The organism is Chryseosolibacter histidinae, assembly GCF_018598225.1.
GTDB classification, from domain to species: Bacteria; Bacteroidota; Bacteroidia; order Cytophagales; family Cyclobacteriaceae; genus Chryseosolibacter; species Chryseosolibacter histidini.
In genome coordinates, this window is record NZ_JAHESF010000007.1 from 24072 (window position 1) to 49615 (window position 25544).

23 protein-coding genes are annotated in these 25544 nt (G+C 50.8%); 12 read left to right on the top strand and 11 right to left on the bottom strand.

Translation table 11 applies throughout. The features are described 5' to 3' along the window. Nucleotides 1–10: 10 nt before the first annotated feature. Nucleotides 11–370, top strand: a complete 360-nt coding sequence (locus tag KK083_RS08780; RefSeq protein WP_254162581.1) for a SnoaL-like domain-containing protein — start codon at nucleotides 11–13, stop codon at nucleotides 368–370. A 128-nt stretch (nucleotides 371–498) separates the two neighbouring features. Here KK083_RS08780 and KK083_RS08785 read toward each other — a convergent pair whose 3' ends face one another. Continuing rightward, complete coding sequence (locus tag KK083_RS08785; RefSeq protein WP_254162583.1) at nucleotides 499–1425, bottom strand: extracellular catalytic domain type 1 short-chain-length polyhydroxyalkanoate depolymerase; 927 nt, start codon at nucleotides 1423–1425, stop codon at nucleotides 499–501. A gap of 220 nt (nucleotides 1426–1645) precedes the next feature. On the opposite strand from KK083_RS08785, the gene KK083_RS32645 reads away from it, so the two are divergent. From KK083_RS32645 to KK083_RS08810, 5 genes are all read left to right on the top strand, one after another. Next, entirely contained in the window at nucleotides 1646–2767 is a 1122-nt protein-coding gene (locus KK083_RS32645; protein WP_254162585.1) for a sensor histidine kinase, read from the top strand. Continuing rightward, nucleotides 2764–3525: a LytR/AlgR family response regulator transcription factor gene (locus KK083_RS08795; protein ID WP_254162587.1), complete on the top strand. Its 762-nt coding sequence runs from the start codon at nucleotides 2764–2766 to the stop codon at nucleotides 3523–3525. The genes KK083_RS32645 and KK083_RS08795 overlap by 4 nt, the downstream gene beginning before the upstream one ends. Before the next feature lie 124 nt (nucleotides 3526–3649). Then, nucleotides 3650–4048 (top strand): DUF4890 domain-containing protein, encoded by a 399-nt coding sequence (locus KK083_RS08800; protein ID WP_254162590.1) that lies wholly within the window; start codon nucleotides 3650–3652, stop codon nucleotides 4046–4048. Between the two features lie 193 nt (nucleotides 4049–4241). Next, nucleotides 4242–4688, top strand: coding sequence for a hypothetical protein (locus KK083_RS08805; RefSeq protein WP_254162592.1), 447 nt, complete (start codon nucleotides 4242–4244; stop codon nucleotides 4686–4688). Nucleotides 4689–4781: 93 nt separating this feature from the next. Next, on the top strand, nucleotides 4782–6374 hold the full coding sequence (locus KK083_RS08810) for a class I SAM-dependent methyltransferase (RefSeq protein WP_254162594.1): 1593 nt from the start codon (nucleotides 4782–4784) through the stop codon (nucleotides 6372–6374). A 28-nt stretch (nucleotides 6375–6402) separates the two neighbouring features. Here KK083_RS08810 and KK083_RS08815 read toward each other — a convergent pair whose 3' ends face one another. Then, nucleotides 6403–6813, bottom strand: a complete 411-nt coding sequence (locus KK083_RS08815) for a DUF6157 family protein (RefSeq protein ID WP_254162596.1) — start codon at nucleotides 6811–6813, stop codon at nucleotides 6403–6405. Between the two features lie 167 nt (nucleotides 6814–6980). On the opposite strand from KK083_RS08815, the gene KK083_RS08820 reads away from it, so the two are divergent. Together KK083_RS08820 and KK083_RS08825 are read left to right on the top strand one after the other, a co-directional pair. Next, on the top strand, nucleotides 6981–9125 hold the full coding sequence (locus KK083_RS08820) for a tetratricopeptide repeat protein (RefSeq protein ID WP_254162598.1): 2145 nt from the start codon (nucleotides 6981–6983) through the stop codon (nucleotides 9123–9125). Further along, nucleotides 9122–9715: a response regulator transcription factor gene (locus KK083_RS08825; protein ID WP_254162600.1), complete on the top strand. Its 594-nt coding sequence runs from the start codon at nucleotides 9122–9124 to the stop codon at nucleotides 9713–9715. The genes KK083_RS08820 and KK083_RS08825 overlap by 4 nt, the downstream gene beginning before the upstream one ends. Before the next feature lie 5 nt (nucleotides 9716–9720). Here KK083_RS08825 and KK083_RS08830 read toward each other — a convergent pair whose 3' ends face one another. The 3 genes from KK083_RS08830 to KK083_RS08840 all read right to left on the bottom strand — a co-directional run bounded on the left by KK083_RS08830 (nucleotide 9721) and on the right by KK083_RS08840 (nucleotide 12820). Then, complete coding sequence (locus tag KK083_RS08830) at nucleotides 9721–10104, bottom strand: DUF5655 domain-containing protein (RefSeq protein WP_254162602.1); 384 nt, start codon at nucleotides 10102–10104, stop codon at nucleotides 9721–9723. Nucleotides 10105–10248: 144 nt separating this feature from the next. After that, entirely contained in the window at nucleotides 10249–12507 is a 2259-nt protein-coding gene (locus tag KK083_RS08835) for an ATP-binding cassette domain-containing protein (protein WP_254162604.1), read from the bottom strand. Nucleotides 12508–12541: 34 nt separating this feature from the next. After that, nucleotides 12542–12820: a hypothetical protein gene (locus KK083_RS08840; protein ID WP_254162606.1), complete on the bottom strand. Its 279-nt coding sequence runs from the start codon at nucleotides 12818–12820 to the stop codon at nucleotides 12542–12544. A 128-nt stretch (nucleotides 12821–12948) separates the two neighbouring features. Between KK083_RS08840 and KK083_RS08845 the strand changes: the two genes are divergently transcribed. After that, nucleotides 12949–13887, top strand: a complete 939-nt coding sequence (locus tag KK083_RS08845) for a helix-turn-helix transcriptional regulator (protein ID WP_254162608.1) — start codon at nucleotides 12949–12951, stop codon at nucleotides 13885–13887. Nucleotides 13888–14168: 281 nt separating this feature from the next. Further along, nucleotides 14169–15188 carry an aldo/keto reductase gene (locus KK083_RS08850; protein ID WP_254162610.1) on the top strand — a complete coding sequence of 340 codons (1020 nt, stop codon included), beginning with the start codon at nucleotides 14169–14171 and terminating at the stop codon, nucleotides 15186–15188. Nucleotides 15189–15227: 39 nt separating this feature from the next. Here KK083_RS08850 and KK083_RS08855 read toward each other — a convergent pair whose 3' ends face one another. From KK083_RS08855 to KK083_RS08870, 4 genes are all read right to left on the bottom strand, one after another. After that, the gene (locus tag KK083_RS08855; protein WP_254162612.1) at nucleotides 15228–18620 is read right to left on the bottom strand and encodes a TM0106 family RecB-like putative nuclease; all 3393 of its coding nucleotides are present in this window, start codon (nucleotides 18618–18620) and stop codon (nucleotides 15228–15230) included. A gap of 96 nt (nucleotides 18621–18716) precedes the next feature. Continuing rightward, entirely contained in the window at nucleotides 18717–20057 is a 1341-nt protein-coding gene (locus KK083_RS08860) for a vanadium-dependent haloperoxidase (protein ID WP_254162614.1), read from the bottom strand. A 159-nt stretch (nucleotides 20058–20216) separates the two neighbouring features. Further along, the gene (locus KK083_RS08865; protein WP_254162616.1) at nucleotides 20217–21272 is read right to left on the bottom strand and encodes a Gfo/Idh/MocA family protein; all 1056 of its coding nucleotides are present in this window, start codon (nucleotides 21270–21272) and stop codon (nucleotides 20217–20219) included. Nucleotides 21273–21371: 99 nt separating this feature from the next. Next, nucleotides 21372–21722 carry a hypothetical protein gene (locus KK083_RS08870; RefSeq protein WP_254162618.1) on the bottom strand — a complete coding sequence of 117 codons (351 nt, stop codon included), beginning with the start codon at nucleotides 21720–21722 and terminating at the stop codon, nucleotides 21372–21374. 393 nt (nucleotides 21723–22115) lie between these two features. Here KK083_RS08870 and KK083_RS08875 point away from each other — a divergent pair, with 393 nt between their 5' ends. Beyond that, nucleotides 22116–23144, top strand: coding sequence for a dihydrodipicolinate synthase family protein (locus tag KK083_RS08875; protein ID WP_254162620.1), 1029 nt, complete (start codon nucleotides 22116–22118; stop codon nucleotides 23142–23144). 6 nt (nucleotides 23145–23150) lie between these two features. Here KK083_RS08875 and KK083_RS08880 read toward each other — a convergent pair whose 3' ends face one another. After that, nucleotides 23151–23858, bottom strand: coding sequence for a hypothetical protein (locus KK083_RS08880; RefSeq protein ID WP_254162622.1), 708 nt, complete (start codon nucleotides 23856–23858; stop codon nucleotides 23151–23153). A gap of 34 nt (nucleotides 23859–23892) precedes the next feature. After that, entirely contained in the window at nucleotides 23893–24573 is a 681-nt protein-coding gene (locus tag KK083_RS08885; RefSeq protein WP_254162624.1) for a hypothetical protein, read from the bottom strand. 495 nt (nucleotides 24574–25068) lie between these two features. Here KK083_RS08885 and KK083_RS08890 point away from each other — a divergent pair, with 495 nt between their 5' ends. Then, nucleotides 25069–25506 (top strand): response regulator, encoded by a 438-nt coding sequence (locus KK083_RS08890; protein ID WP_254162626.1) that lies wholly within the window; start codon nucleotides 25069–25071, stop codon nucleotides 25504–25506. The last annotated feature ends 38 nt before the right edge of the window (nucleotides 25507–25544 follow it).

Consider the following 25544-nt stretch of genomic DNA (forward strand, 5'->3'; position numbering starts at 1 on the left):
CATAATGCGTATGACAACACATGAAATTGCTGACCGGTTGGTGGAGTATTGTAGAAAGGGTGATTATGAAAGCGCCCAGAAGGAGCTGTATGCACGCGATGTGAAGAGCATCGAACCTTATGCTACCGAAAATTTTGAAAAGGAAACGGTAGGACTTGACAACATCCTGGAAAAGGGTCGCAAGTTCGAGGCGATGGTTGAAAAAGTACACGATATTAAAGTATCGGAACCGCTGGTGACCGACAACGTCATCGCTTTCAAGAACACCATGGATCTAACCATGAAAGGCCAGGGCCGCATGAAGATGGGCGAGGTCTGTGTGTACCAGGTGAAGGATGGCAAGATCGTATCGGAAGAATTCTTTGTGTAACTGAAGAGTCCACGGTCGACAGACCACGGTCCACGGACGGATCAACCCTTTGAGGGCTTTTCAAAAGGTAGTGCATTATCTAATCGGCACTAACACATGCACAACCCTCAAAGGGTTATCCGTAGACTCTACTGCGCCTCAAACTGCTTAAAAAATTCCCAGAGCAGGTCGGTGGCGTTGATCACTGTAGAAGGTGTATCACCCCAGTTGCCGCTCCGTTGTCCGCCAGGCCACGCGTGACCGCCATCGCGGGTCAGATAGTATTGTATCATCACATCATCGGTGCAGTTCAACCATTCGGTCAGTTTAAAACGATCGTCATCGTTGCGTATCTCGTCACGTACCGCACAGCCATTTGCAGCAGACCAGGCTCCCAGCACAGAATCAACGGGTGGAAAATAATATCCGCCGATGCCTTTACCACCGTTGTACGGAACCTTGGCATCCAGCACGGAATGCATGTGCAATACTGGAACAGGGCGTGAGGGATGGCAAGGTGAAGCGACCACCATGGTGCTGCTCACGGCGGCGATGGCGGCGATCTTCTCCGGCATCTCACAGGCCAGCCGGTACGCCATCATACCTCCGTTAGACATGCCGGTTACATAAACCCGTTTCGCGTCTACCCGGAACGTTGACACCAGTTTATCGATCAGCGTGCGGATGAACAGCACATCATCGATATTGTTCTTCATGGCGAAATCGCAACAGCGGCCGGCGTTCCAGGTTCTCACCCCCAGCACGCCATTGCTCCGAATGCCTTCGGGATATACCACAATAAAACCGGCGCTATTTGCTTTCTCTGTAAGCCCGTAGTCACGTTCAAACTGGCCCGCATTGCCACCCGTCCCGTGCAACCCAATGACCAGCGGTAGGTCCTCATTTGTTTTGTAGTAGTCAGGCGGAAGGTTCAGCAGATAAGTTCTCGCGCGTCCATCCACCATCATGGTTTCATAAAACCGATGATCTTCCGGGATCGCGGGATCGCTGCCATCACAATGCACGAACAGGAGAAGAGACAAAAAAGCAAACAGGTTTACAATTGGGTTTGTCATTGAATTAAAGTTGGTTTCGAAGAGTTGTCGGACCACTGCGCACGGAGCCAGCGCGCTTGCAGTGGTCTGACGACTGTACGGCAAGGCTAACGTGTTTTGGCCGGGATGTTCCCGATTTTCTACCTGAAGCTTCTCAAATGCTGGGCGAATTCTCTCAAGGCATACTTCAAACTTCTTTGCAATCACAAAGGCACTAAGACACAAAAACAACACAAAGAATGTGGCAAAAAAAACTGAAACTGTAAAACCCAGGCCTGAAGCTTCTCATTCTGCCATTGGAAACGCTGACAATCAGGCGCGATATTGCGATATTTGGTGCACCATGAATGGCAAATACAGGATCATCTTCTGCCTTTCCTTTGCACTGGCAATTTTTTATTCGCTGCCCTGGATCGCGCTGAGTGAACAGGCGCGCCTGGCAGGTTACAATGCATCACAGAATGCGCCGGGTACACGGGTGGCCTTTCTTTTCGTCACCATCCTGCTCACCAGCATGTTGTTCTTCTTTTACAATTTCTTCTGGAAGCGCACCCTGTTGCCCGTGCAAAACGAATTCTTCAGAAAGCTGCTGAATGTAGGCTTCAATTTATTGCTCGTCATTATTTCATGCGCCATTCTGATCATGATCTCCACGAGGATCTTTGTGATAGAAGCATGGCGCGCATTTTTCATTTTCTACCTGTTCCGCAATGCGGGTATTGCGCTCATCGTGATGCTGGTCACGTACGTGGTTGAGCTGGTGGAGAAGTCGCGGCAGGACAAGATAGCCATACTCACCCTGCAACACCAGCATGCGCAGCGCGAGCTCACAGCCCTGAAAGCGCAGATCGATCCACACTTCCTGTTCAACTCGCTGGCATCACTGAGCGGCCTCATCAGGGCCAACAGCAAAGAAGCGCTGTCATTTGTCGATCATCTTGCAGAGACCTTTCGTTATGTGCTGGAAAAACGCGAGCACCGGTTGGTGACGGTGAAAGACGAGCTTCAGTTTATGGACTCTTATGTATTCATGATCAAAAAGCGCTTCGGTGACGGGTTCCGCATCATCACACAGGTCGATGAGCAATGTCTCGCCAGGTCTATTCCCCAGTTTGCCCTGCAGCTCACCGTGGAGAACGCCATCAAGCACAACCTCGTATCTGTCAGGAATCCGCTGAAGGTGGAAGTGATCTCGCGGAACCATGCACTGCTGGTGAGGAACAATCTTCAGCCGAAAAAAGCGTTACCTGGTTATGGGATCGGCCTTGCCAACCTCTCCAAGCAATACCAGATCATCGGTAGCCGCGACATCACCATCAGCAAAGACGACCATTATTTTGAGATCGAACTTCCGCTACTATGAACGAGAGCCGGGTAATAATTGTAGAAGACGAGGCCGGCGCGGCTGACAACCTCAGGCTGTTGCTGGAGGAGATCGCGCCGCATATACGTGTGATCGCTACCCTCACCAGCATTGAACAAACCCTGGCATGGCTTTCCGCAAACGATCATCCCGATCTCGGCTTTTTTGACATTCAGCTCGAAGACGGATTGTCGTTCGAGATCTTCAGGCAATCGGAGATCGATTTCCCCGTGATCTTCACCACCGCGTTCGACGAATACGCGATCGAGGCCTTTAAGGTGAACAGCATAGATTACCTGTTGAAACCCATCAAAGAACAGGACCTCAGGTTCAGCCTTGAAAAATATAAAAAGCTCAGCAGAAGCAACGTCAGCAATACGCTCATGCGCCGCATCATGGATTCGTTGCAGAGCCACCAGGAAACGGCTACGTTCTTAATCCATTATAAAGACAAACTGATCCCTGTAGCGGACCAGGATTTTGCTTATTTCTATATCGGCAACGGACTCGTTCACGGCTGTACCCATAAGCACGAGGTCTATCCCATGGAGCACACCATAGAAGATCTCGAGCTGAAGCTGAACCGCAGGCAGTTTTTCAGGGCAAACCGCCAGTTCATTGTCAACAGGTCTGCCATCAAGGAGATCGGATTCTATTTTAATGGCAGGCTTTCGCTCAAGCTTTCGCCGCCGTCCAAAGATGTTGTGCTCATCAGCAAGGCAAGGGCTACGGAATTCAAAGAATGGATGAAAGGCTGATATTTCAAGGTCGCGGGCGTAAGCTTCAGCATTGCTTTTTTCAGGCTCGGCCGGGTTTTCAGATCGCCGGCATGCATCACGCCGTTACTTGCGGGAGTAAACAAATTATAAAAATTGATCAACCATGAAAACAGCAGTAGCAGTACTCATCGTATGTTTCGCATCGATCGCGCCCATGGCCAGCGCACAGGAAAAAATGGAAGCGTTCATGACCAGCACAACGCCCGAAGAACGCGCGCAGATGCAAACCGACCACATGAAACAAACGCTTACACTCACCGAAAACCAGTTGCCGCAGGTGCAGGAGATCAACCTGAAGTATGCCCGCAAAATGCAGGATGCTTACAACGGTGGCGGTAGCAGGCTTCAGAAGCTGAAACGTGTCAAAGGTGTCAGCCAGGAGAAAGACAAAGAATTGAAACGGGTGCTCACCTCCACCCAGTATGCTACCTATGAAAGCAACAAAGAAGAAATGAAAGAAAAAATGCGGGAACGGGCAAAAGAACGGATGAAGACAAATTAGGCTGATCCCGGCACCCGGATGAACAGGCCTTTCGTTCCTGTTCTTCCGGGTTTTGTCTTATCGCACGAATGTCTACTTTTACTTTTGTGAAACAGAACATCAGGGTCCGGTAAAAAATCACACAACTAACCTCGTGTATTGTAACATATCGTCTTTATTTGCGTATAAAATACACAAACAGGCAAGTAATCTCATGATCACAAAAGCCATCACAAACTGCTTACAGAATGCCGCAATCAAAGGATGGGCTAAAACTTACTGGGCTTTCGATATTCATGGCACCATGCTTTATCCTACTTTTCAGTCGGGCGTGCTCTCAACCAAATTCTATCCCCATGTGAAGGAGGTGATGCAATTGCTCAGCAAGCGCAGCGATATTGTCCTGATCCTTTACACCTGTTCTTATCCGCACGAGATCGTGGAATACCTGAAGTACTTCGAAGGGCATGGAATACACTTCGAGTATGTGAACGAGAATCCGGACGTTTGTGCAGGTGCTTACGGCCACTACGATCGCAAATTCTATTTTAACATCTTATTCGAAGACAAAGCGGGCTTCGATCCGCTGACGGACTGGAAACTGGTTTACGACCTGCTGCTGGCGCAAAAATTGCAACCAAAAAATACAGACCATACATGATCAATACATGTTTGGGATCAATTGGGATAATTGTTGCCAAAAGATTTTTCTGATTCGCCGAAGAAGAAGATATTACCAGGAAAAATTGTAACGATGTATTTACTTTTTCCCGGACGCCACCAGATCCTGACGAATTTTCAGTTTGAATATCTTCATTCGATCATCTATGGAAAGCTCAATGGGTATACTGATCTTCACGCAAAACCCCTGGCGGTAACTGAAAAAGTAACCGCTATTATTTTCGCGGTGACATCCGCCAACCACAGCAACACCCGCAGAAATCCATTGCCCTTTTATCTCAGGGCACTCGCCATCCAGGAGTTTGCACGCGAGCTGAATGTTCCGGCCTTCATCTACGGTGTTGACGATGTCGGCAACCTTTCAAACTTTGCCAGCTACACCTTAAAAAGGGTACGCCATGAAAGTGAGGGCCTTTTTGACCTTACACCTGACAATACACTTGTGCTTTGTTCCACGCCGGTACTGGCCATGTACGAAGCCCTGGGCTTTAAGATCCTTCCTGCAGAACTAGCCGACCGCACCACGTGGTCATACCGATGCCCGTTACCCTGGGACCTGGTTGAAAAAATAGCGGGTGACGATGCCTGGAGCAACAATGCCGACATCGTCCGGAATGTGCATCCCGCCTCACGTGAGCTCTGGGAAAAGTACAAGCTCGGCGATAAGGTGAAATTACTTTTTCGCGATACCATGATCAGCGACGATGGCGACATCACCACTACCCGCGACTATAACACTTACGTACGGCAGATGGATGAGATCGCCGAGCTGAAATACACGGAAACAGCGTCTTATGTAAAAGCGGGCCGCATCGGAGACATCGGGTGCGCCGTGGGTTCATGGATCAAGCTGGCCTGCAAAGACGATCGTTTCCGCGAATCCGATTTCTACGGGATTGAAGTAGCAAGGCACCTCTTCGACATCTGCCATCAGCGCAAGCACAACGGCGAATTTGCCAATCCATTCGTTTTCTTCTCACAACGCAACGCTGTCACGGGGCTGGTTTTTGAAGCCAACTCTATGCATACCATTCACACGTCGTCGCTCACGCACGAGATCGAATCTTATGGCAGCCGGAGCGAGCTTCTGCAGTTCATCCGCAATCGCTACCTGGAACTGGCCAGCGGTGGTGTATGGATCAACCGCGACGTGGTAGCGCCCGCCAATAAAGAAAAGATCGTGCTGATGAAGCTGAATCGTTCTGACGGAAGAAATAATGATTATGACAAGCCATTTTCAGAACGTGAAGCGCTGAAGGCTTATCTGAAAGATCTGTCGACCTACGGAAGGTTTCTCCGGTTTGCCATGGATTTCAGAAAAAAGGAAGGTTATTTCGTGCGCTACAAAGAAGTGACAATAGAAAACGAGGTGTACATCGAGTTAACACTGAAAGATGCCTGCGAATTCATGAGCCGGAAAGACTACATCGACAACTGGCAGAGCGAAATGCATGAAACATTTTGCTTCTGGGATCTCGGCGAATGGAAACAAAATCTTGAGCAGGCAGGATTCACCGTCGCTGCGGAATCAAGGGCTTATACCAACGAGTGGATCGTGGAGAACCGGTTAAAAGGAAAAGTGGTGCTTTTTGAGCAGACGGCTACCGGGTTATTAAAACTGGATTACCCGGTAACCAACATGATACTGCTGGGTGAAAAACTTTGAATCGCGATTGGGGCTTTGTTAAAAAATTCTACCCCCGCTTTGAACGCATCGCCTTAAAGTGCGCAAGGCTTTTGTCTTTTGACAACTTCTTGTATTCGGCCGATTCCATCGGGTAGATGGCAACGCGGCCTTTCTCGTCGCTGTGCACACCCCAGCCGTACCGTTTGGTGAGCGGAGACGATCTCAGGCAGGCCTGACCTTTGGAAAAGAATTTTTCACGTTCGGCGTCCAGCGCAGCCTTGCCATTAATCTTGTTCCTGGTGGCATGAACACGAAAGATCAGATCGTCAGATGTAAATTTATAAGGGTTGTCAACCACCAGCTCGAATTGCAGCGCCGCAACCGTTTTCTCCTCTTTCTGGGGCGGGATCTCCGCAGCCTTCACGGGGCAATCTTCCGCTACTTCAATAAATGCGTTGAAATAATTCGTAGTGTGCATGGGCTTATTGATCTCTGCTTTTCAAAGATAATGCGGTCTGGCCTTTCTTCCTACGCCGGGCAGACAACCGGTAATCGGTTGATTTATCTTTACAACCTTACGCTTCATTGCTTAAATCAATGTTAATAAATATCTTTCAATTTAATTCCTATCCACAGACCTGAACGATGAAGAAAGCCTGCCTGCAGCTTGTGCTGATGTTGTTTTTATGCTCTTTTTCAAAAGCCCAGAACACCGACTCGTTATATCGCGCGCTTGAAGACGCCAAAGACCTGCAACGCGCCACCCTCCTGATGAAAGTGGGTGACGTGGAGATCGGCAAAGATCCTTCGGCGGCTTTTGGCAGGTTCCAGGAAGCGCTTAACATCTTCAAGGAAGAAGGCGACACATTGAAAGAGATCGACGCCATGCTTCGCCTCTCAACCGTTTACCTGAGGCAGGGCAAGAACGACCTGGCCATCAGGCTCGACTCCCTTTCCCTCTCCATGGCCAAAAGCAGGCAATACCTCCCGGGTTGGGCTACGGCCCACTTCAATATCGGCAGGTACCTGAACGCAAAGGGAATGTTCCGTGAGGCCATCACCCATTACCAGCAATGCATCGAGCTCAGGATCAAAGACGGGAAAGAGAACCAGGTGGCCAACGCTTACAACCAGATCGGGGTGGCGTATAAAAATCTCTCACAGTACGACGAGGCCAAGAAGTACTATACGGAAGGTATTGCCATGGCCCGTAGCAACAAGGACGAGACCACCCTGGCCGTGCTCTACATGAACCTCGGCAACGCGCACGCTATCACCGGCAATTACCAGGATGCGCTCGACAACCAGCTGCTCTCCATCCGCATCAAAGAGAAATCAGGAGACAGGAACGGGCTCACGCAATCATACATCAACACTTCCAACATCTACAGCTCCATGAAGCAGCCCGACCTCGCGCTCGAGTACCTGTACAAGGCGCTGCAGCTGAAAGAGAGTATCCAGAATCCCCGATCGCTGGCCTTCATCTATAACAATATGGGCGTGAGCTATGCGCGCAAGTTCATGACTGACAGCGCACAGCTCTATTTGGAAAGATCGCTCGAGGTACGCAAAAAGGCGAACGACAAGGCGGGCATGGCCCAGTCTTACGTGAACCTTGGAAATCTTTTTCGCGACCAGAAGCTGTACGAGAAAAGCCTCGATTATTACATGTTGTCGCTCAAGCTCCGGGAGTCGCTGCAGAGCAAAGACGACCTGGCCAACATCTACTCCAACATCGGCACATTGTACACCAAGCTGGGCCAGTCTTCGAAAGGAGAAGAGTACCTGCTCAAGAGTCTCAAACTGTACAAGGCCACCGGCGCCGCTGCGATCCGGGAAACCTTATACAACCTTTCGGCGCTCTATGAGCTTACAGGCGATACCGAAAAAGCCGCGGACTACCGGAATGAGTTTCTGAGCCTGAGCGATTCGCTCATCAACGACGAAGTAGAGAACAGGCTGGTAAAGCTGCAGGCGGCATTCGAGATCGAACGAAAAGAGAACCAGCTTCGACTGAACCAACAGGAGACCGAGATCAAAACCCTTCAGCTACAGGAAAGCAGGAGGCAGATGTGGGGTCTTGCCATTGCGCTGGTCTTCACACTGATCTTGCTGGGCATTTATATTCAGCATTATAGCATCAAACGGAAGTCGGCCGCACAGCTGAAGCAGAAGAACGACCACATCGAGCTGCTGATCCGCGAGCTGCACCATCGCGTGAAGAACAACCTGCAGACCATCAGCAGCCTGCTGAGCCTGCAATCGTTCAGGGTGACAGACGAAAATGCACGGTCGGCGCTCAGGGAAGGGCAAAGCAGGATCGAAGCGATGTCACTCATTCACCAGAAACTGTACATCGATGACAACCTGCGCGGCGTAGATATGGAAGAATACCTTCAGGCGCTGATCCAGACGCTGGCCGCATCGTTCGGATATCATGCAGGCATCATCAAAAGCAACATCGAAACGCAGGCCCGGAAGCTGGACGTTGACCTGGCCATCCCGATAGGGCTGATCATCAATGAGCTTATGATCAACGCCTTCAAACATGCTTTTCAGAGCGTTCAAAACCCCGAGCTGAAAGTGAGCCTGAAAAAAATATCCGACAGCAAGATCGAGCTGCTGGTGCGCGACAACGGTCCGGGTATACAAGACCTCGCCGCCAGCGACCAGCGCAAATCATTCGGCATGAAGCTGATCCAGACACTGACGCGGCAGCTGAACGGCTCCTTCTCGGTCAGCAACGCCGAGGGTGCCGTGTTCCAGCTAACCTTCGACGCGCCGTTATGAAAAAGATCCTGATCGTGGAAGACGAGCTGCTCACGGCCGAGCACATTGCAGAGATCCTGGAAGGAGAAGGTTACAACGTATGCGGCACTGCGCAAAACAGGGCCGAAGCGCTGGACCTTTTCAGGGCACACGCGCCGGACCTGATCATCTTTGACGTTTTTATCAAAGACAAGGTCACCGGCATCGAGCTGGCCAAAGAGATCTCGGCGCTGTCTGCCGTACCCTTTATCTACCTCACGGCATTCTCAGACAGCGCAACCCTGAAGCAGGCTGCTGAAACCAATTCCTCGGCGTACCTCATCAAACCTTTCACAGCAAAACAGCTGCTGGCAACAGTGGAGATGGTGCTGATCGCGGCAGACGCCGGAACGAAGGTTGATCCGGATGCACCGACCCCACCTACCAAACGGGAAAAGGAAGTGCTCGAGCTCCTGGCCCGGGGAAATACCTCGCGGCAGATCGCGCAGATCCTCTCCATCAGCGAAATGACCGTGCAAACCCACCGCAAGAACATGATGAGTCGTTACAATACACTCTCATCCACCGAGCTCATCGCCATCGCCAGCAAATACCAGTGGATCAAACTTTAGCATAATCAGCTTCCCTGTTCATACGCCAACCGCATGAACTTCTTTACTTCTTCGTTCAGGTCCTCTTTTGCATACATCCGAAAATGATGATTGTATTGCTGCTCCCCCGGCACCTGTGCGATCTTCTGAAAACATAAATTGTCATCATAAGGCTTTTCGAAGGGAAAGACCACATGAATAAAATCTTTACCGAGCTGCGTAATGTAGGCGATGCGTTTGCGGGATGTGGCAACGCCGATCATCGTTTTGGCTGGATGAAACGTTACGTTTGCCAGCGCTTTGTATTGTTGTGTGAAGTGATGGAACAGCGCCACTGTCTGGGGTGACTTTCCGCGCAGAAAATCATCAATGGTTTTATCCGTATCGGAAGCAGGTTGTTTTTTGGCCATGGTCGAAGTTAGCAGACGCCGGCTGATTTTAAAAACTGACCATCACGCTCAGGCAGATACTTTTCCGGTTGATGCTGTGTCGGTCCACTCAGGGTGAAGGGTTGCACCCGCCGAACTCACTTTTTGCCTACCGGGAATAATTGATCATTGCCCGATCGCTGACCGGAGAAACGTTCCCGTGATGGAGTGATCTGCTTCTATGAGCTGTGCCGGGGTTCCTTCAAAGACAACCTGGCCACCATTATTCCCGCCATCGGGGCCCATGTCTATGATCCAGTCTGCCTGTTTGATCACTTCGAGGTTATGTTCGATCACAATCACGGAATTTTGCTGGTCGGCCATGCGGTTGATGATGCGCATCAGCAGGCCGATGTCAGACATGTGCAGTCCCGTGGTAGGTTCATCCATTACATAGATGCCGCCCTGTTTGTGCAGCTCCGTGGCGATCTTGATGCGTTGGCATTCACCACCCGAGAGCGTGCTCAAAGGCTGCCCAAGGGTGAGGTAATGCAAACCTACGTCGTGGATGGCCTGCAGCCTGTGCTTCAGCTCTTTTTTATCAAAGAACTGCAACGCTTCGCTGATGGTCATGGCCAGCACTTCTGCGATGGACCTGTCTTTGAAGGTATACCGCAGCACCTCCTCTTTGAAACGTTTTCCATTGCAGATCTCACACGGCGTTTTGATGGGCTCCAGAAAAGCAAGGTCTGTGTAAATGAAACCTATGCCCTGGCAATTATCACAAGCGCCTTTCGAGTTGAAGCTAAACAGCGAAGCGCTCACTTTGTTGGCCTGCGCAAACAGCTGCCGGATGTCATCCATCACTCCGGTATAGGTAGCCGGGTTCGAGCGGATGGATGAGCTCACCGCGGATTGATCGATCACAATGGCGTCAGGATGTTTTTTCAGGAACACATGATTGATCAACGAGCTCTTACCCGAGCCAGCCACACCGGTAACCACCGTGAGCACACCCTTCGGAATATTGACTGTTACCTGCCGGAGGTTGTGAAGCGAAGCATTCTTGATCTCCATACATCCATCGGAAATGCGATAACTGTTCTTCAGCGGTGTAACGTGTTTCAGGTACTTGCCCGTGAGCGTCGGCGCCGATAGAAGTTCCTCGAAAGATCCTTCAAAAACGATCTGACCACCGCGCGTGCCGGCATGCGGACCGACATCGACAATATGATCAGCGATGGCTATAACATCCGGATCGTGTTCCACCACCAGCACCGTGTTACCCTTATCGCGAAGCTTGCGCAGCAGCTCATTCAGCCGGTGCACATCGCGCGGATGCAGCCCTATGCTCGGTTCGTCGAAAACATAGATCATATCCGTGAGGTTGCTGGTGAGGTGTTTCACCATTTTGATACGCTGCGACTCTCCCCCTGACAGTGTGGTGGTCTCACGATCGAGAGAAAGATATCCCAGGCCGATAGAAACAAGATGTTGTAACCGTGTAACAATGCCGTTGACGACTGTGGCCGTGGCCGGATGGTTGATGGTATTCACTACGTTGACCAGCGCACGCACTTCCATAGCCGTATAATCTGCAATGTTGTAACCATTGATCCTGCTGGCCAGCACCGACTGGTTCAGGCGCGTGCCCTTGCATGCTGTACACGGCAAAGACGACATAAAGGGCTCCAGCTTTTTGCGTGTGGACTCTGCCAGTGCGCTGATATCGCGTTTGATATAAAGCCGGTTGAACTTCTCCACCACACCTTCATACGTTATCTTAAACGCGCCCGCTTCGGTCTTCAGATCGAACTTTTTATCTTTCCCGTAAAGAAACATTTCCCACTCTTCAGCACTGTAATCTTTCAGTTTCTTATCCCTGTCAAAAAGGCCTGAGTAAGCGTAACTGTTCCAGTACCAGGTTCCGACAGCAAATACCGGGAACAGGATAGCGCCCTCGTTCAGTGACTTTGAGGTATCGAGGAATTTTTCAAGGTCGAGTCCCACCTTTTTGCCAATGCCCGAACACTCGGGACACATACCGCCCGGATCGTTGAACGAAAAAGCATAGGCATAGCCGTGATGCGGATGGCCCAGCCGGGAGAACAGCAGCCGGAGCAAAGAATAAACATCGGTGATGGTACCTACCGTTGAGCGTGAGTTTCCGCCCAGGCGTTTCTGATCGATCACAATGGTAGTGGAAAGGTTCTCGATGACATCGGCATCGGGCTGGCTATACTTGGGCAGCAGGTTGCGGACAAAAAAAGTGAATGTCTCATTCAGCTGCCGCTGTGCTTCCGTGCTGATGGTATCGAACACGATGGACGATTTTCCCGAGCCCGATACACCCGTAAAGATGGTGATCTTACGTTTGGGGATCTTCAGGCTGATGTTCTTCAGGTTGTTCTCACGGGCGCCCTGGATGACAATATATTCCTGCATATATATAGATTTGTTTAAGTCGTTAATCGTTAGATCAATCCCTGAGCTCCGCACACGCATATCCCTGCTGCTCCAGGAGCGCGATCACGGTATCGCGGTCTGAAAGCGGGCATTCGATGCGCAGCACTTTGTCGCAGTCATCGAGATCGAAATTCCACCTGCCACCAACCGTGTGATCGAGCAAAGGCGCCAGGTTGCGTACCTCGGCCGTTGTCTGTACAGAAGTTTTGAATACCATGACCATAAGTGAAATTGACGTGATGATGTTTTTATAGCGCACAAAGATGAAGCAGGTGCGGGTAGATGCATCCATGCAAAACGGATCGCGATCAATGCAAAGCGGATTAAAAAGCAATTTTCGAAGTCGCGTTTTCAAAAAAGTTTTCTTTTGGTAACTTGCAGTCTTCTCTTCACCATTTTAAAAAACACAAACAAAGGCCTATGAGCAATTCATATAGGGATACATCGCTTATGGAAAAAAGTGAGTTCTGCTATATCGATGATCGTGGTGCCGCAGCACAGATCGTGCTTCATGAGTGCAAGCTGAACGGGGCGCATTTGTATTCCGCCAGCAGCAGTCCCGCCAACGAAGTGCGGATCCGCGAGCTCCAGGAAGAGCCTGTGCTGAACATGTATTTTTCGCTGGAAGGCCGCTGGTTATCGAAAGCCAGGCACGGCGGGCGCGAGTTTCCCCTGACCGGCGCCCAGCATACGCTCAATTACACACCTCACTTCGATGGGTACTATGTCATGAGCAGAACAGCACAGAAGAATTTTGGCATCATCCTCTACGAATCGTTCTTCTCACGACTGCTGGCCAACGAGCTCGAATGCCTGAAACGATTCTGGGATAAGGCACAAAAAGGAGAAGCTGCCCACATCCTTCCTTATGCGATGCCGATCACACCGGAGCAGCGCGGCATTATCAGCGACATGCAGCAATGTGCTTATACCGGCCACCTGCGCGAGCTGTTCTACGAATCCAGGATCCTCGACCTCTACCTGCTTCAGGCCGAACAGGCAGAGCTCCTCATCAACAGGAAATACACACCATTGAAACCGGGCGACACGGAAAAGCTATACGCAGCGCGGCAGTACGTTCAGGACCAGCTGCTCACACCGCTTACCCTCGAGGCCATCGCCAGGCACGCCGGGTTGAATGACTTCAAACTGAAAAAGGGATTCAAACAATTGTTCGGCACCAGCGTATTCTCCTACCTCAATGCGCTGAAAATGAATTACGCCCTCCGGATGTTACGCGACACAGGGTGCACCGTGGCTGAAGTGGCACATGCGGTCGGTTATGGTGAGCCTCATAATTTTACAAAGGCCTTCAAGAAGCACTTCGGTTATCTACCAAGGCATGCGAAGGGGTGGTGAAAGAGTCGACGGTCCACAGACGACAGTCCACGGCAGAGGCCAGCGCGTCAGGTGTTCTACGCTGATTGTTAAACATTTATTAATCGCCACGCTCACTTCCCAATGAATTAGTTTCTCTTCAGCCACTTTATTACGGCGAAATTGGTTAAGGGAACTGTAATGCCTGGTTCCTGCAGATCCAGCACAACAATAAAAGACTGTGTATTTGCGACTTTATTATGAAGGATCTGACCGATCCGGCAGGGAAACGCAAACTGAACATATTAATCAAAATCATTTTCATGAAGTACAATTTATTGGGAAACACCGGGCTGAAGGTCTCCGAGCTTTGCCTGGGAACGATGACCTTCGGCGGACGCGGCATCTGGACAGCGATCGGCACCCTGGAACAACAGGCTGTTGACGAGCTGATGAAAAGTGCTGTGGACGCCGGCATCAATTTTATCGATACGGCAAACGTTTATTCCATCGGGTTGTCAGAAGAATTGACTGGCAAGTCTATCCGGAACCTCGGCCTGAAACGCGACGACCTGGTCATCGCCACCAAGGTAAGAGGCAAAATGGGTGAAGGCCCCAACGAGGTCGGCCTCAGCAGAAAACACATTCTCGCACAGGTAGATGACAGCCTCCGGCGACTGAATACTGACTACATCGATCTTTACCAGATCCACGGCTACGATGCCCTCACGCCGTTGGAAGACACCATCGATACACTCGACACACTCGTGCAGAGCGGCAAAGTACGTTACATCGGCGCCAGCAATCTCGCCGCCTGGCATTTGATGAAGGGCCTCAGCTATTCGCACTATATGCGGAAGTCGAAATTTGTTTCTCTTCAGGCCTATTACACCCTTGCGGGAAGAGACCTCGAGCGGGAGATCATTCCCCTGCTGCACGATCAGAAAGTGGGATTGATGGTGTGGAGCCCGCTTGCCGGCGGATTCCTCAGTGGCAAGTTTACCCGCACCGGTGAGGCAGAAGCAGGGTCACGCAGAACAAGCTTCGACTTCCCTCCCGTGAACAAAGAAAAGGCATACGACATCATCGACGTGCTTCAAACCATGAGCAAAGATAAAAATGCTTCCGTGGCACAGCTTGCCCTGGCCTGGCTCCTGCACCAGAAAGCGGTCACAACGGTGATCATAGGCGCCAAAAAGCCAGACCAACTGAGCGATAACCTGAAAGCCGTTGATGTGAGATTCACACCCGAAGATCTGCAGAAGCTCGACGAGATCAGCAAGCTGACACCTGAATATCCTGCCTGGATGCTCGAACGCCAGGGCGCCGATCGTAAAGCATAGATTTTTCTGATCGATCCTTCGCTGAGATGGAGGGATCGATCAGATCGTCACCACCGTAGCCAATTCCCTGAACCTGCACAACGCATTGGTCCACCGCATCTGATCCACGGTTCTGCAATCGGCTTCGAGCAACTGGTCTGATGCCACCAGGATACACACACACCGTGCACGGCTTGTGGCAACATTCAACCGGTTGGGATTGTAAAGGAAGTTCATACCTCTGGGCACATCCTGCGAGGTGGAGCTGGTCATGGAATAGATCACGATGGCGGCTTCCTGTCCCTGAAATTTGTCTACCGTACCCACCCTGCATTGCGGAAGCCTTTCAGCGAGCGCAGCCACCTGGGCATTGTAGGGCGCCACGATCACAATATCGTTGGCTGTCACCTTCGCGCGCTGCCCCTTGTCGTTAGTCCACTCCACGTTGCCATTGGTAAGCTGGTGAACGATCTTCTCAATGGTATCGACCTCTTCCGCCGACTTATTCTGATTGCCAGTGTGGCGCACCGGAACATAGAACAGTCCCGCGCCGGTAAACGAGGGTGTGCCGGAGATCTGCTGACTCTCGAGGCCCGTGAGCGCACGCAACCTGTTCTCATAAAAAAGCTCAGAGGTGAAGGTAGTGATGCTCGGATGCAGCCTGCGGGTGACTCCCAGAAAGATCCCTTTATCTTCAAGCATTGTTTTGTGACCATCCAGCAGGTGGGTGAGCGCGGCAACATCAGCACCTTCAGGGTGTGAAGCTTTCTGCGGTTGCTCCAGCTGCTGTGGATCTCCCAATAAAATAATATTTTTCGCTGAGCGCGATGCGGCCAGCACGTGGGGCAGCGACATCTGTCCCGCCTCATCCACAAAAAGATAGTCCAGCGTTTCGCGTGCATCGTTGTGCGCCCACAGCCATGCAGTGCCGCCCACTACTTTTCCTTCGTCCAGTGTTTTCAGGGCCTTCTTGGTATCGGTCACTTCTTCCAGTCCTGGCGGTAATGTTTCGCTTTTGTCTTTGGATTTGTGCACAAGCTTTACAGGAACGCCCTGCTTGGCGCCCAGCTCCAGCACTTTATCGAATAAGTTCCTGATCACCTTATGGCTAGGGGCCGTGATGCCGATGCGTTTTCCCTGCTGCACCAGACTGATGATCATCATGGCACCGGTATGGGTTTTTCCCGATCCCGGAGGGCCCTGGATACCCAGCACACTGTGCCTCAGCTGTGAGGCAATGCGGATAGCACCTTCCAGCACATCTTCGCCTGCATTCAGCAAAGGACCATTTGCCGGCGTGGCAAGCCTGGGTGCTTTCTTGAGCAGCAGGTCTTTGGTGGCACGGTAAGGTGCTATCTCGAGACCATCTTCGATCACCGTGAAGGCAACATCAAAGATCGCAGTAGCCAACGGCTCTATTGTCACCACTTCCTCTTCATGCACGTGCTTTGGATGGATGTTCTGACTCTCGCCGGTCTTTTTGATGTCTATAATACATTGTTCCTGCGAGAGGGCATGTACCGTTCCGATCTTGTTGCCCATCACCTCGTGCAGAGCGTCATCTTCACCGATGCCCACTTCCTGCGGCGGGTAGCTGTAGCGATGGATGGGAAGTTTGCTTCTGCCCGTCAGCGGAACATCGCCTATGTATTGAAGGCCGGCAATGGCTTTGCGCTCATCGATCAACTCATCGTAACTCATCTCATGAAGGCGGAAGAATTCCCACCAGGCGCTCTTGCTTTCCCTGCGGAAATAATCGATCTGATTGGCCAGCAGCCATTTCGCCTTGTGGTGCTCCGTCCACGTGCCGCGGTCTTCAGGCAAGTCCTGGGTAAGTCCTTCAAAGAGCGACTTGGCCCTGATCTGCAGCTCTTCAACGTTGTCGGTAGCTTCTCCGGTCTTGAGCTCCGGCCTTGCAATAACGTTTCCTTTGGCCATTGAGTCGGCGCGTAATTTTTCAAGCCATCGGTGAATGGCTTCGGTTGCAAAGCAGTCGTCTGCGTTATATTCTTCCACGCGGGCAATGATCTCTCCGGTGAGCGAAGCATGATCGTTCAGCTCGAGCGCAAACTCCACAGTTCTGCGGGCGGAGCTTGCCTGGTGCAACTCGATCTTCCGGGTGTAACCTGCAAACTGCTCAAGGTCTTTCAGCGAATAACGTTCAACACTGGCGCGCATGCTCTCCCTGATCACTGCATAGAGATCTGTAAACCGCTCGGCACGCAGCAGCCAGTCGAGGTCGGCCTCATGAATGCCGTGGCGGCCCGTGAGACGTTTGATGGCAGAAGGCTCGTAAGGTGAAAAATGATAAATATGAAGGTCAGGGTATTGCTTCAGCCGTGCCATCACAAACGTCATGAATTCACCGAAGGCACGTTTCTCCTCCACCCTGCTCTTTGCCCAGCGCTTCTCATAGGTGAGCTCACCCTTTTCGTTGGCGAACGCATAGCCGAACAGATACTCCAGTCCGAGCTGATCGAAGAAGGGATCGCCTTCGATGTCAAAATAAATATCACCTTTTGAAGGTTCTGGCAGTCGCGCAAAACCACGTCCGGCTGCTACGGGCAACAGCTCATGAAGCAACGCTTTCTGCAGCCTGCCTTCCAGCTGGATTCTCGCCTGCCCATGAATGTTATTGTAGGTCTCGATGTTTCCCCGTTCGGGTTTTGCAGGCAGGGGATTATCTCTTCGTGCAAAAGTTTCCAGCGTGCTGATCTCGTGTTTCTTCAGCTCGCCGATGTGCATGGCGCGGATGCCTGCGATGAGGGAAAGATGATCATCGTCGTGACGCTTCTTGTCACATTCCTTCCACCAGTTGCAGATGCCGCACTGCTCCACGGGCTCGGGGTAAGTTGGTAACGGTTCAGCATTGATCACGGCGGCCAGCGACCGTTGTGTAAGACGATAGTAAGCTTTGAAGTCCGCAAACCTGAACTGCTCGATATCAAAAGGGTTGCCAGGCTTTACCACGTACATGTATTCCGGCTCAACACCCTGGATGCTGTGAACGATATCGGTATACAGCGAAAGCTGAAGAATGGTGCCTGCGCGGGTATTCCTCGAAAGCTTGGTGTCCTGCACTTCGTACGACCAGCCTCCCAGTTGGCTCGGCACATCCACTCTATATAGTATGTCCGCCCGGCCGGCCCACTGCCCTTGCGCCAGCTCAGCCTGCACAATAACATCGGTGCCTTGCTGCATCGCCGCTACTGTGGCCTGGTGTCCCTGTCCATGGAGACTTACAACGGTACGCCCCTGCGCCTTCAGGTAACTGACGTAAGCGTTTTCGTGTTCCATGCCGCGTTGGGCAAGAACAGCAACGGCCGGGTCGATCCATGAAGGTTTCGCGCCTGTTACCAGGGCCAACCGGTTCACCTCCGTCAGGTGCCGACAGCCGAGGTGATTGGAAAGATCTGTAGCCGAGAGCTGGATGTTGTCTGCCGTGAGCTTCAAAAAAGTCGGGATTTAGAATACAACGTTAGAAGTTTAAAGTTAGAAGTTTAAAGTTAGTGGACCTCAACTTTAAATTTTAAATCTTAACCTTTCAACTTACTTCCGCCAGCTGAGGGCCACAATATTTGCACCGATCAGCTTTCCCTGGGCTGTTCCGGTTTCGTTATCCTGGCGGGTGTGAATACCACCGAGAAAACGGCTGTAGGCGCATTCTTCCGCCGTAGCCCAAAGGTTAGCATACGCACGTGGTTTGTAGGGAATGCCCTGAAAATCGGCCTTGCGTCTTTGGTACGTATTATCTGTGAGCGCAAAGTCATCTCCCAAAACACTGATGAGCACTGTGGCCGCGGCGGCAGATTGTGTCGCGTGGCCTGACGAGAACGCGGGAAACGGAGGCTCCGGCCAGAAGTGTTTGTATTTTGCATCGATAAAACGTTTGATAAAAGGAGCGGGTCGTTCTGCGTGGTAGGTGTATTTACATTTCCAGCAACAGATGAATGCGTCGGCTACAGCCATACCCACTTTGGCGTAGATCTCCGCAGCTGTAAACAGATCGGCTTCTGCGGAGGTTACGGCAATGGTGGCGAGATTGTAAGAATGTCCCGGAGGGGAAGCTGTTTGTGTCGGGTCATCGGCCCACCAGGCTGCGATCCTTCTTTCTTCGTCAGTAAGTGTTTTACTTTTGTCGTACACTTCTTTGAAGTACTTGTAGTACTCCGAAGAGGGAAAGGGTGAGTACGGAACGATTGCCGGCACAGGCAAAGAAGCGTTGGCCTGCGTAAAGGTTCGGTTGTTGCCCCAGAAGGGGTGCAGTGGTAAAATCGACTGAGACTGTCCAAATGTGGGGGCTGTCCAATAGCTCGGCCCGGTGGGGAATTTATAGGTAGGATCAAAATTGCGGAGATACCCTTCATGCCCACCATCGGTTTTAGACCATTCATAAATAGCTTCTGCCACCTTCTTGCCATACGCTACAGACCGCGTGGCAATCTCCTGATCTGTTGTGGTTATCTCCTCCGCATATGCGGTGGCCTCGAGGGAGTCGATGCTCGAAAGCCGCGCCGGTCTTGTATGCGCATACAGGCTTTTAAGAATGAAAGCTTGTCCCGCATTCAATGAGAGTGCCCAGTTATATTCCTTATCTGACTCTGGCAGTGGTAGAAAATCCAGCCCGTTCAATTGGCCCACCAGACTCTTTTGTGTACCACTTCCATTCACCACGGATTGGTACATGGTAAGACCAATATAGCCAAGGTTGCGCGAGGTGAACGTGGGTGAAAATGGAGGGGTGGCGCGGATGGTCTTGAGCGTGATGTCGGCCCAACGCGCGGGCAAACTTTTATTGCTATCATCGATGGGGGGCTCGGGGTCAGGATCATCGCAATATTGGAAAGTGAGGACCAGCAAGAGGAGAAGAAAACACTTGATCGTTTTCATGGGGTTCTTCAGGTTTAGGTACTGAATAGACACCTGATCTTGCGTTTCGGTTGTAAGACCACGGCACGCTTCCCTTTTGTGCTCACCAGAAAAAACAAAAGCAGCAAACCGGAATGGCTCACTGCTTCTGAAATATGATCGTTTCTGTGCTGCTGATTTCTACATCTCCACCAAATTTTCAAATGGCTCCAGGTGCAATTCTACTTTTTTACCTGTGCGCGCGGCTTCATAAATAGCTTCCAGGATCTGAACATCACGCATGCCCATTTCGCCAGGTACAATGGATTCGCGACCTTCTATGATGCAACGGGCAAAGTCATCCATTTGCAGGGCTTGCTGCCTCACTTCTTTAAAGTTCATAGGCCCGTCTGATGTTCTGCCCGAAAGGCCGCGGTATTCATAGGCCACGGGGGCGAGCTCGAACCACCCGTTTTCCGCTTCTGCGCGAAGCAGGTTTTGCTCTTTTACGTAGCTGGTTTCGCAAAACGCTTCGGTGCCGTCGGCGAACTGCATCTCCCAGGTGAGGCCCTCCTCCACTTCATCGAATTTTTCGGGATCCTGTTTCTTTGTAAACCTTGCCGTTACTGACACAGGAAGCGCGCCTTTCGTGTAGATCACACCTTGCACACAATAGATGCCGACATCCATCAATGGTCCGCCACCGGCATCTTCCCGGTCGAGGCGCCACTGATTCTCATCGCCTACATCCATACCGTTCTTCGCGATAAGCTTTTTCACTTTTCCGTAAACCTCGTCTTGTCCCAGCCGCATCATCTCCTGGTGGTACGGATCGTAGTGAAGCCTGTATCCAATGGCAAGCTTTACACCGGCCTCCCTGCAGGCATCGATCATGCGCTGACAATCTTCAACGCTGGTGGCCATGGGTTTTTCGCAAATTACATGCTTCCCAGCCTTCGCGGCGCGGGTCACAAATTCAGCGTGCATGTCGTTGGGCAGTACCACATACACGATATCAATATCTTTGTTGGAGCTGATCTCGTCGAAATCGTCGTAGCTGTACAGGTTCTCATCTTTCAGATTGTATTCCTTCTGCCACTGCTCACACTTATCACGCTCACTGCTGACCACTCCCGCCAGATAACAATGATTGGTCTCTTTCAGCGCAGGCCCCAGCTCCTGTTCGCTGTACGTTCCCAATCCAACCAACGCAATGCCTAGTCTTTTCTGCTCTTTGTTCCGATCCTGCTTTGCCATATCCATTTCACTTGATTGCTCCCTTAACTATTTGAAACTAAAAAATCAGGAGGCCGCTATACGCAAGCCTCCTGATCGAAAATATGATCAAGTTGATCATTACTGACCACCGTGATCTTTCTTATCTTTTTCCTTGATCTTATTACCCAGTGCGTCGAACTTCACTTTTTTAGTTTCGTTGCCGTTCTTCAGCTCTACCAAGTACATGGTTTGACCGTCTTTTTCCTTTTTGTAAGCATTGGCCACCGTCCATCCGGTGTAGTCCTGTCCTTGCAGCTGGTCTCTTACAGAAGATGGAAGATCAGCCACTGAGATCGCCTGTCTGTCTTTGTCATCATCCTGATCTCTGTACTGCTGGGTCTGAGACCTGTCTTGAGATGTTGTGTCCTGAGCGTTTACCACTGCTGCTGCCCCAAACAAAAAGCAAATTGCAAACAATACTTTTTTCATGATCTGAGAATTTAGATTGAACATTTTTCGCCTCACGCTTAAATGATTGTGCCTTGTCTGCCTGCGAACTCTTAATTATCTCTTTATCTGCAAGTTTTGGATACACACCCTTCACAACGATGCGGCTATTAGTGGAAAAATTCTACAGTCATCGGAAAAAGATTGCCAGGCCGGTTGCCCCGTTCTACGAGCCGACGACCTTTTAAATAGCTACGCTTTTAGCTGTGAGCTGCTAGTAATGCGGCTCCTCTGGCAGCTAGTGGCTCGAAACCCGCAGCTCATTTTACGGCTGCTGTTCCTCAGATCGCGTATTAATATTTCATGATCGTGCATCGCATCATTGGTGCCATGAAGTGACGCAATGTAACTTGTAACATTACTCATCCAACCCCTATGAAAGGACGCCGGAGTTTTTTAAGCAAAGTAGCGGCAGGCGCGGCTGCGCTCACGTTAGCAGGAGCGCACCGATCGGTTTCACGCGCCGCGGATACCGAAGCAGAAGAGCGAAAGTTTGTTCCCGTGATGATCACGCCTTTCAGATCAGACATGAAGATAGATTTTGACGCGCTCTCACGGCTCGTCGATTTCTACCTCGCTTCGGGTGTGAAAGGTTTTTTTGCCAACTGTCTCAGCAGTGAGATGTATCAGCTCGAAGCCGAAGAGCGACTGGCGCTCGCGCGGCATGTAGTGAAGCGTGTGAACGGTGCCGTGCCCGTTGTGGCTACCGGTTCATTCGGACAATCGATAGAAGAACGGGCAACCTTTGCCAAAGCGATGTATCATACAGGTGTGGATGCCGTGATCCTGATCACAAGTCACTTCGCTGACAAGGAAGAGAGCGATGCCATATTGAAACAAAACTTCGAAAAATTCTTCGCGCTTACGGACATGATCCCTATGGGCACCTACGAATGTCCATCGCCCTACAAAAGGATCCTGACGCCGGAAGTGCTTCGCCCCCTGCTGGAAACAAACCGCCTCATCTACCACAAAGACACCACGCTCGACCTGGAGAAGATCAGGGTGAAGCTTGAAATGGCCAGAGGCAGCAGGCTGGAGCTCTATGACGCCCACACGCCCAACGCCATGGCCTCGCTGCAAATGGGCGCAAAAGGACTCTCGTGCATCGCGGGAAATTTTTATCCGGAGATCTTTGCGTGGATGTGCAAACACACTGGCAACCCGGAAAAGCAGGAGGACATGACGTGGCTCCAGGCAGCGCTGACACGTGCCGACAACATCATATCACAAGGGTATCCGCTCAGCGCTAAATACTTCTTACAAAAACGCGGCGTATCCCTTGAGATTATCAGCCGGGCCACAAAAACACCCCTGACTGAAACACAGAAACAAAACCTTGATGGTGTTTACAAAGAGCTGCAGGGCTGGCATGAACGGCTGGGGATAAAGCCAGCACATTGAAGCAAGTTACTGCACAATAACGTGCTTACCCGTTTTTTTGGGTGGTATGAGGTTGCGGATGGTGCTCACATCGACGCTGTAGACGAGCACGCCGACACCGAGCAAGATATTTTTGACAATGTTATTAACATTATGAAAGCTCCAGATGAGCATGCTGATCTGGGGCTCGAGCTTCGTGAGCACATAACTGCTCATCACGAACAGGGAGAGGTTGAAGCTGAAATAGAACAGTATCCCGCTGTTGATCCACAACAGTCCGTAATTGTTCATGGTGGTTTGTGCAGAGAACAGCGAGAGAAAATAGGATACACTGTAGATGATCATGATCAGGCCGGTGATCGTCCACATAGAGGTCTGGTACTCGAAGAAGGTCTGAACATAGGTGGTGACCAGGATGAACGAGAGCAGGTAAATGCCAAGTCCCGCCAGCACCGTTACTTTACTGCGCGCTGTTAGAAGCACCTGGTAATAGAACCAGGTCAGCAGCAGGAACATCACGGTATAGTAGAGGTTGAACAGCACCACCGTAGACTGCCCGCGGATAAACAGAAAATAGGCGATGAGGTCCGATAACGCCGAGACGATCGATAACGCACCGATAAGATGAACAGGTCTTGACGCACTTCGGAACCTGACCAGGTAAATGATCAGCGGCAGGGCGATCGAAAGCATCGATGCCAGCCTGATGATCTCCGAAATGCGTTCTACCCTCATGGTGGACTATAACGTACGTACTTTATTGCTTCTTTTACGGTTCAACGGGGCAGGGAGGGCAAGGGCTCGAGGCGTCGTACACCAGCGGATCATCCGCATCCACAGTCCTTCCGGTAATGCTCAATTGTTCATTTATGATCATCAGCAACAGCTGAGGTGTAAGGTTCGATGTGTTCAGCGCTGGCACAATGTTCAGCGTGCTAAAATAGGAAACATCGAAGATTTCCTCAAAGATGTTGCTGCCAAAGAAATGAAACCATATTTCGCCGGCATGGGCATCTTCGTAGTTCTGTGCCCAGCTGCGGGCCACCTCGCGGGTGATCTCCCTGTTGGTATTGGCATCGATGTAAGCTCTTCCTGGAATGTTTGACCACACATGCAAAGATTCATCCACCGGGATCACAATGAAGTGATGTTCTCCATTCTCATCTATGGCATGATGGAATGCCACACCTACCAGACTGTTCACCGATGCCACGGCTTCCTGCAACTGACCGGCTGAGATGGTATACGGTGAAAGCGTCGATCTGGCCTGGATGTTATTCTTCTGGTTGTAGGCCTCGATCCAGCGGGCACCGGTCTCATAAGAGATCTGCATGCCTATTTTTTTGTAGGAAGAAATATCGTTGAATGGAACATCACTCTCTTTGGTATCCTGGCAGGCAAGCAGCGACATCATCACACACGCAACAATAGAAACAATAAGTTTTCTCATAGTCATCACTATTAATAATTGGGTTGTATCAAAAAGAGGGAGTTCTGTTTAATCGATGTTCACCAGTGGTCTGGTGTTATCTCTTTCATCCAGTGATCAGTTTATATTTCGTCTGCAGTGTTGATGGTAACCGGATCACACAGCAAACAAGTTCCATTCGTCGGATGCTTTTTACAACAGAGGCATGCAATATATCGATATGCCTATTGTATACAAGCGGCTTTAAAGCTACAATGTCATAGTAAAAAACCATGCCAAGGAAAATTATCCCCAGGTTATAGGTGGCTGTCATGGTATTTGATTTCAGAACGCCCTGAACTGCCGGTTGACTGAAAGTAGATTCAATGATTTTTCTGTGAATTGAAAGAACACTCCACTGGTAGCTATAAAAACAAGATAATATCCAGTAGCTTTGTGTGGAAAAAATTACCTGAAAGGATCCGGCGTTTGCAAGACGCTAATGTTCTTCAACGCGATCCTTCAACCATACGCCAAATGAGTACAACCCTGGTTCCAAAAGTAATCCTGCTGGCCGACGACGACCCTGATGATGCCGAGATGTTTGCGCTTGTGCTCTCTGACGTCGACCCAACGGTGAAGCTCCATCATGTAAAAGATGGACTGGCCGTATTCGAGCACCTCAAACAACCTGGCAATCAATTGCCCGATATGATCTTCCTCGACATCAACATGCCCGAGATGAACGGATGGCAGTGCCTGTCGATGCTGAAGGGCAGCAGTCGCACCAAAGATATCCCCGTACTGATATATTCTACGTCGTCGCACTCAAGAGACAAGCAAACTGCTACCGAGCTCGGTGCGACAGCCTTTATCACCAAACCTTCGGATTATAAAACCCTTAGAAAGATCCTGTCATCGATAGCAGCCAGCATCGGTAATGGCGTTAAAAGTACGACCGACAAGCTCGGGTAATCCCCGGTCGTTCCATGCCCGCATAGCGCATGCGATGT

Excerpts from the sequence above, each read along its gene's own strand:
- KK083_RS08780 (WP_254162581.1), top strand. The coding sequence starts at position 11 with ATGACAACACATGAAATTGCTGACCGGTTGGTGGAGTATTGTAGAAAG.
- KK083_RS08785 (WP_254162583.1), bottom strand. The coding sequence starts at position 1,425 with ATGACAAACCCAATTGTAAACCTGTTTGCTTTTTTGTCTCTTCTCCTG.
- KK083_RS08795 (WP_254162587.1), top strand. The coding sequence starts at position 2,764 with ATGAACGAGAGCCGGGTAATAATTGTAGAAGACGAGGCCGGCGCGGCT.
- KK083_RS08800 (WP_254162590.1), top strand. The coding sequence starts at position 3,650 with ATGAAAACAGCAGTAGCAGTACTCATCGTATGTTTCGCATCGATCGCG.
- KK083_RS08805 (WP_254162592.1), top strand. The coding sequence starts at position 4,242 with ATGATCACAAAAGCCATCACAAACTGCTTACAGAATGCCGCAATCAAA.
- KK083_RS08810 (WP_254162594.1), top strand. The coding sequence starts at position 4,782 with ATGTATTTACTTTTTCCCGGACGCCACCAGATCCTGACGAATTTTCAG.
- KK083_RS08815 (WP_254162596.1), bottom strand. The coding sequence starts at position 6,813 with ATGCACACTACGAATTATTTCAACGCATTTATTGAAGTAGCGGAAGAT.
- KK083_RS08820 (WP_254162598.1), top strand. The coding sequence starts at position 6,981 with ATGAAGAAAGCCTGCCTGCAGCTTGTGCTGATGTTGTTTTTATGCTCT.
- KK083_RS08825 (WP_254162600.1), top strand. The coding sequence starts at position 9,122 with ATGAAAAAGATCCTGATCGTGGAAGACGAGCTGCTCACGGCCGAGCAC.
- KK083_RS08830 (WP_254162602.1), bottom strand. The coding sequence starts at position 10,104 with ATGGCCAAAAAACAACCTGCTTCCGATACGGATAAAACCATTGATGAT.
- KK083_RS08835 (WP_254162604.1), bottom strand. The coding sequence starts at position 12,507 with ATGCAGGAATATATTGTCATCCAGGGCGCCCGTGAGAACAACCTGAAG.
- KK083_RS08840 (WP_254162606.1), bottom strand. The coding sequence starts at position 12,820 with ATGGATGCATCTACCCGCACCTGCTTCATCTTTGTGCGCTATAAAAAC.
- KK083_RS08845 (WP_254162608.1), top strand. The coding sequence starts at position 12,949 with ATGAGCAATTCATATAGGGATACATCGCTTATGGAAAAAAGTGAGTTC.
- KK083_RS08850 (WP_254162610.1), top strand. The coding sequence starts at position 14,169 with ATGAAGTACAATTTATTGGGAAACACCGGGCTGAAGGTCTCCGAGCTT.
- KK083_RS08860 (WP_254162614.1), bottom strand. The coding sequence starts at position 20,057 with ATGAAAACGATCAAGTGTTTTCTTCTCCTCTTGCTGGTCCTCACTTTC.
- KK083_RS08865 (WP_254162616.1), bottom strand. The coding sequence starts at position 21,272 with ATGGCAAAGCAGGATCGGAACAAAGAGCAGAAAAGACTAGGCATTGCG.
- KK083_RS08870 (WP_254162618.1), bottom strand. The coding sequence starts at position 21,722 with ATGAAAAAAGTATTGTTTGCAATTTGCTTTTTGTTTGGGGCAGCAGCA.
- KK083_RS08875 (WP_254162620.1), top strand. The coding sequence starts at position 22,116 with ATGAAAGGACGCCGGAGTTTTTTAAGCAAAGTAGCGGCAGGCGCGGCT.
- KK083_RS08880 (WP_254162622.1), bottom strand. The coding sequence starts at position 23,858 with ATGAGGGTAGAACGCATTTCGGAGATCATCAGGCTGGCATCGATGCTT.
- KK083_RS08885 (WP_254162624.1), bottom strand. The coding sequence starts at position 24,573 with ATGAGAAAACTTATTGTTTCTATTGTTGCGTGTGTGATGATGTCGCTG.
- KK083_RS08890 (WP_254162626.1), top strand. The coding sequence starts at position 25,069 with ATGAGTACAACCCTGGTTCCAAAAGTAATCCTGCTGGCCGACGACGAC.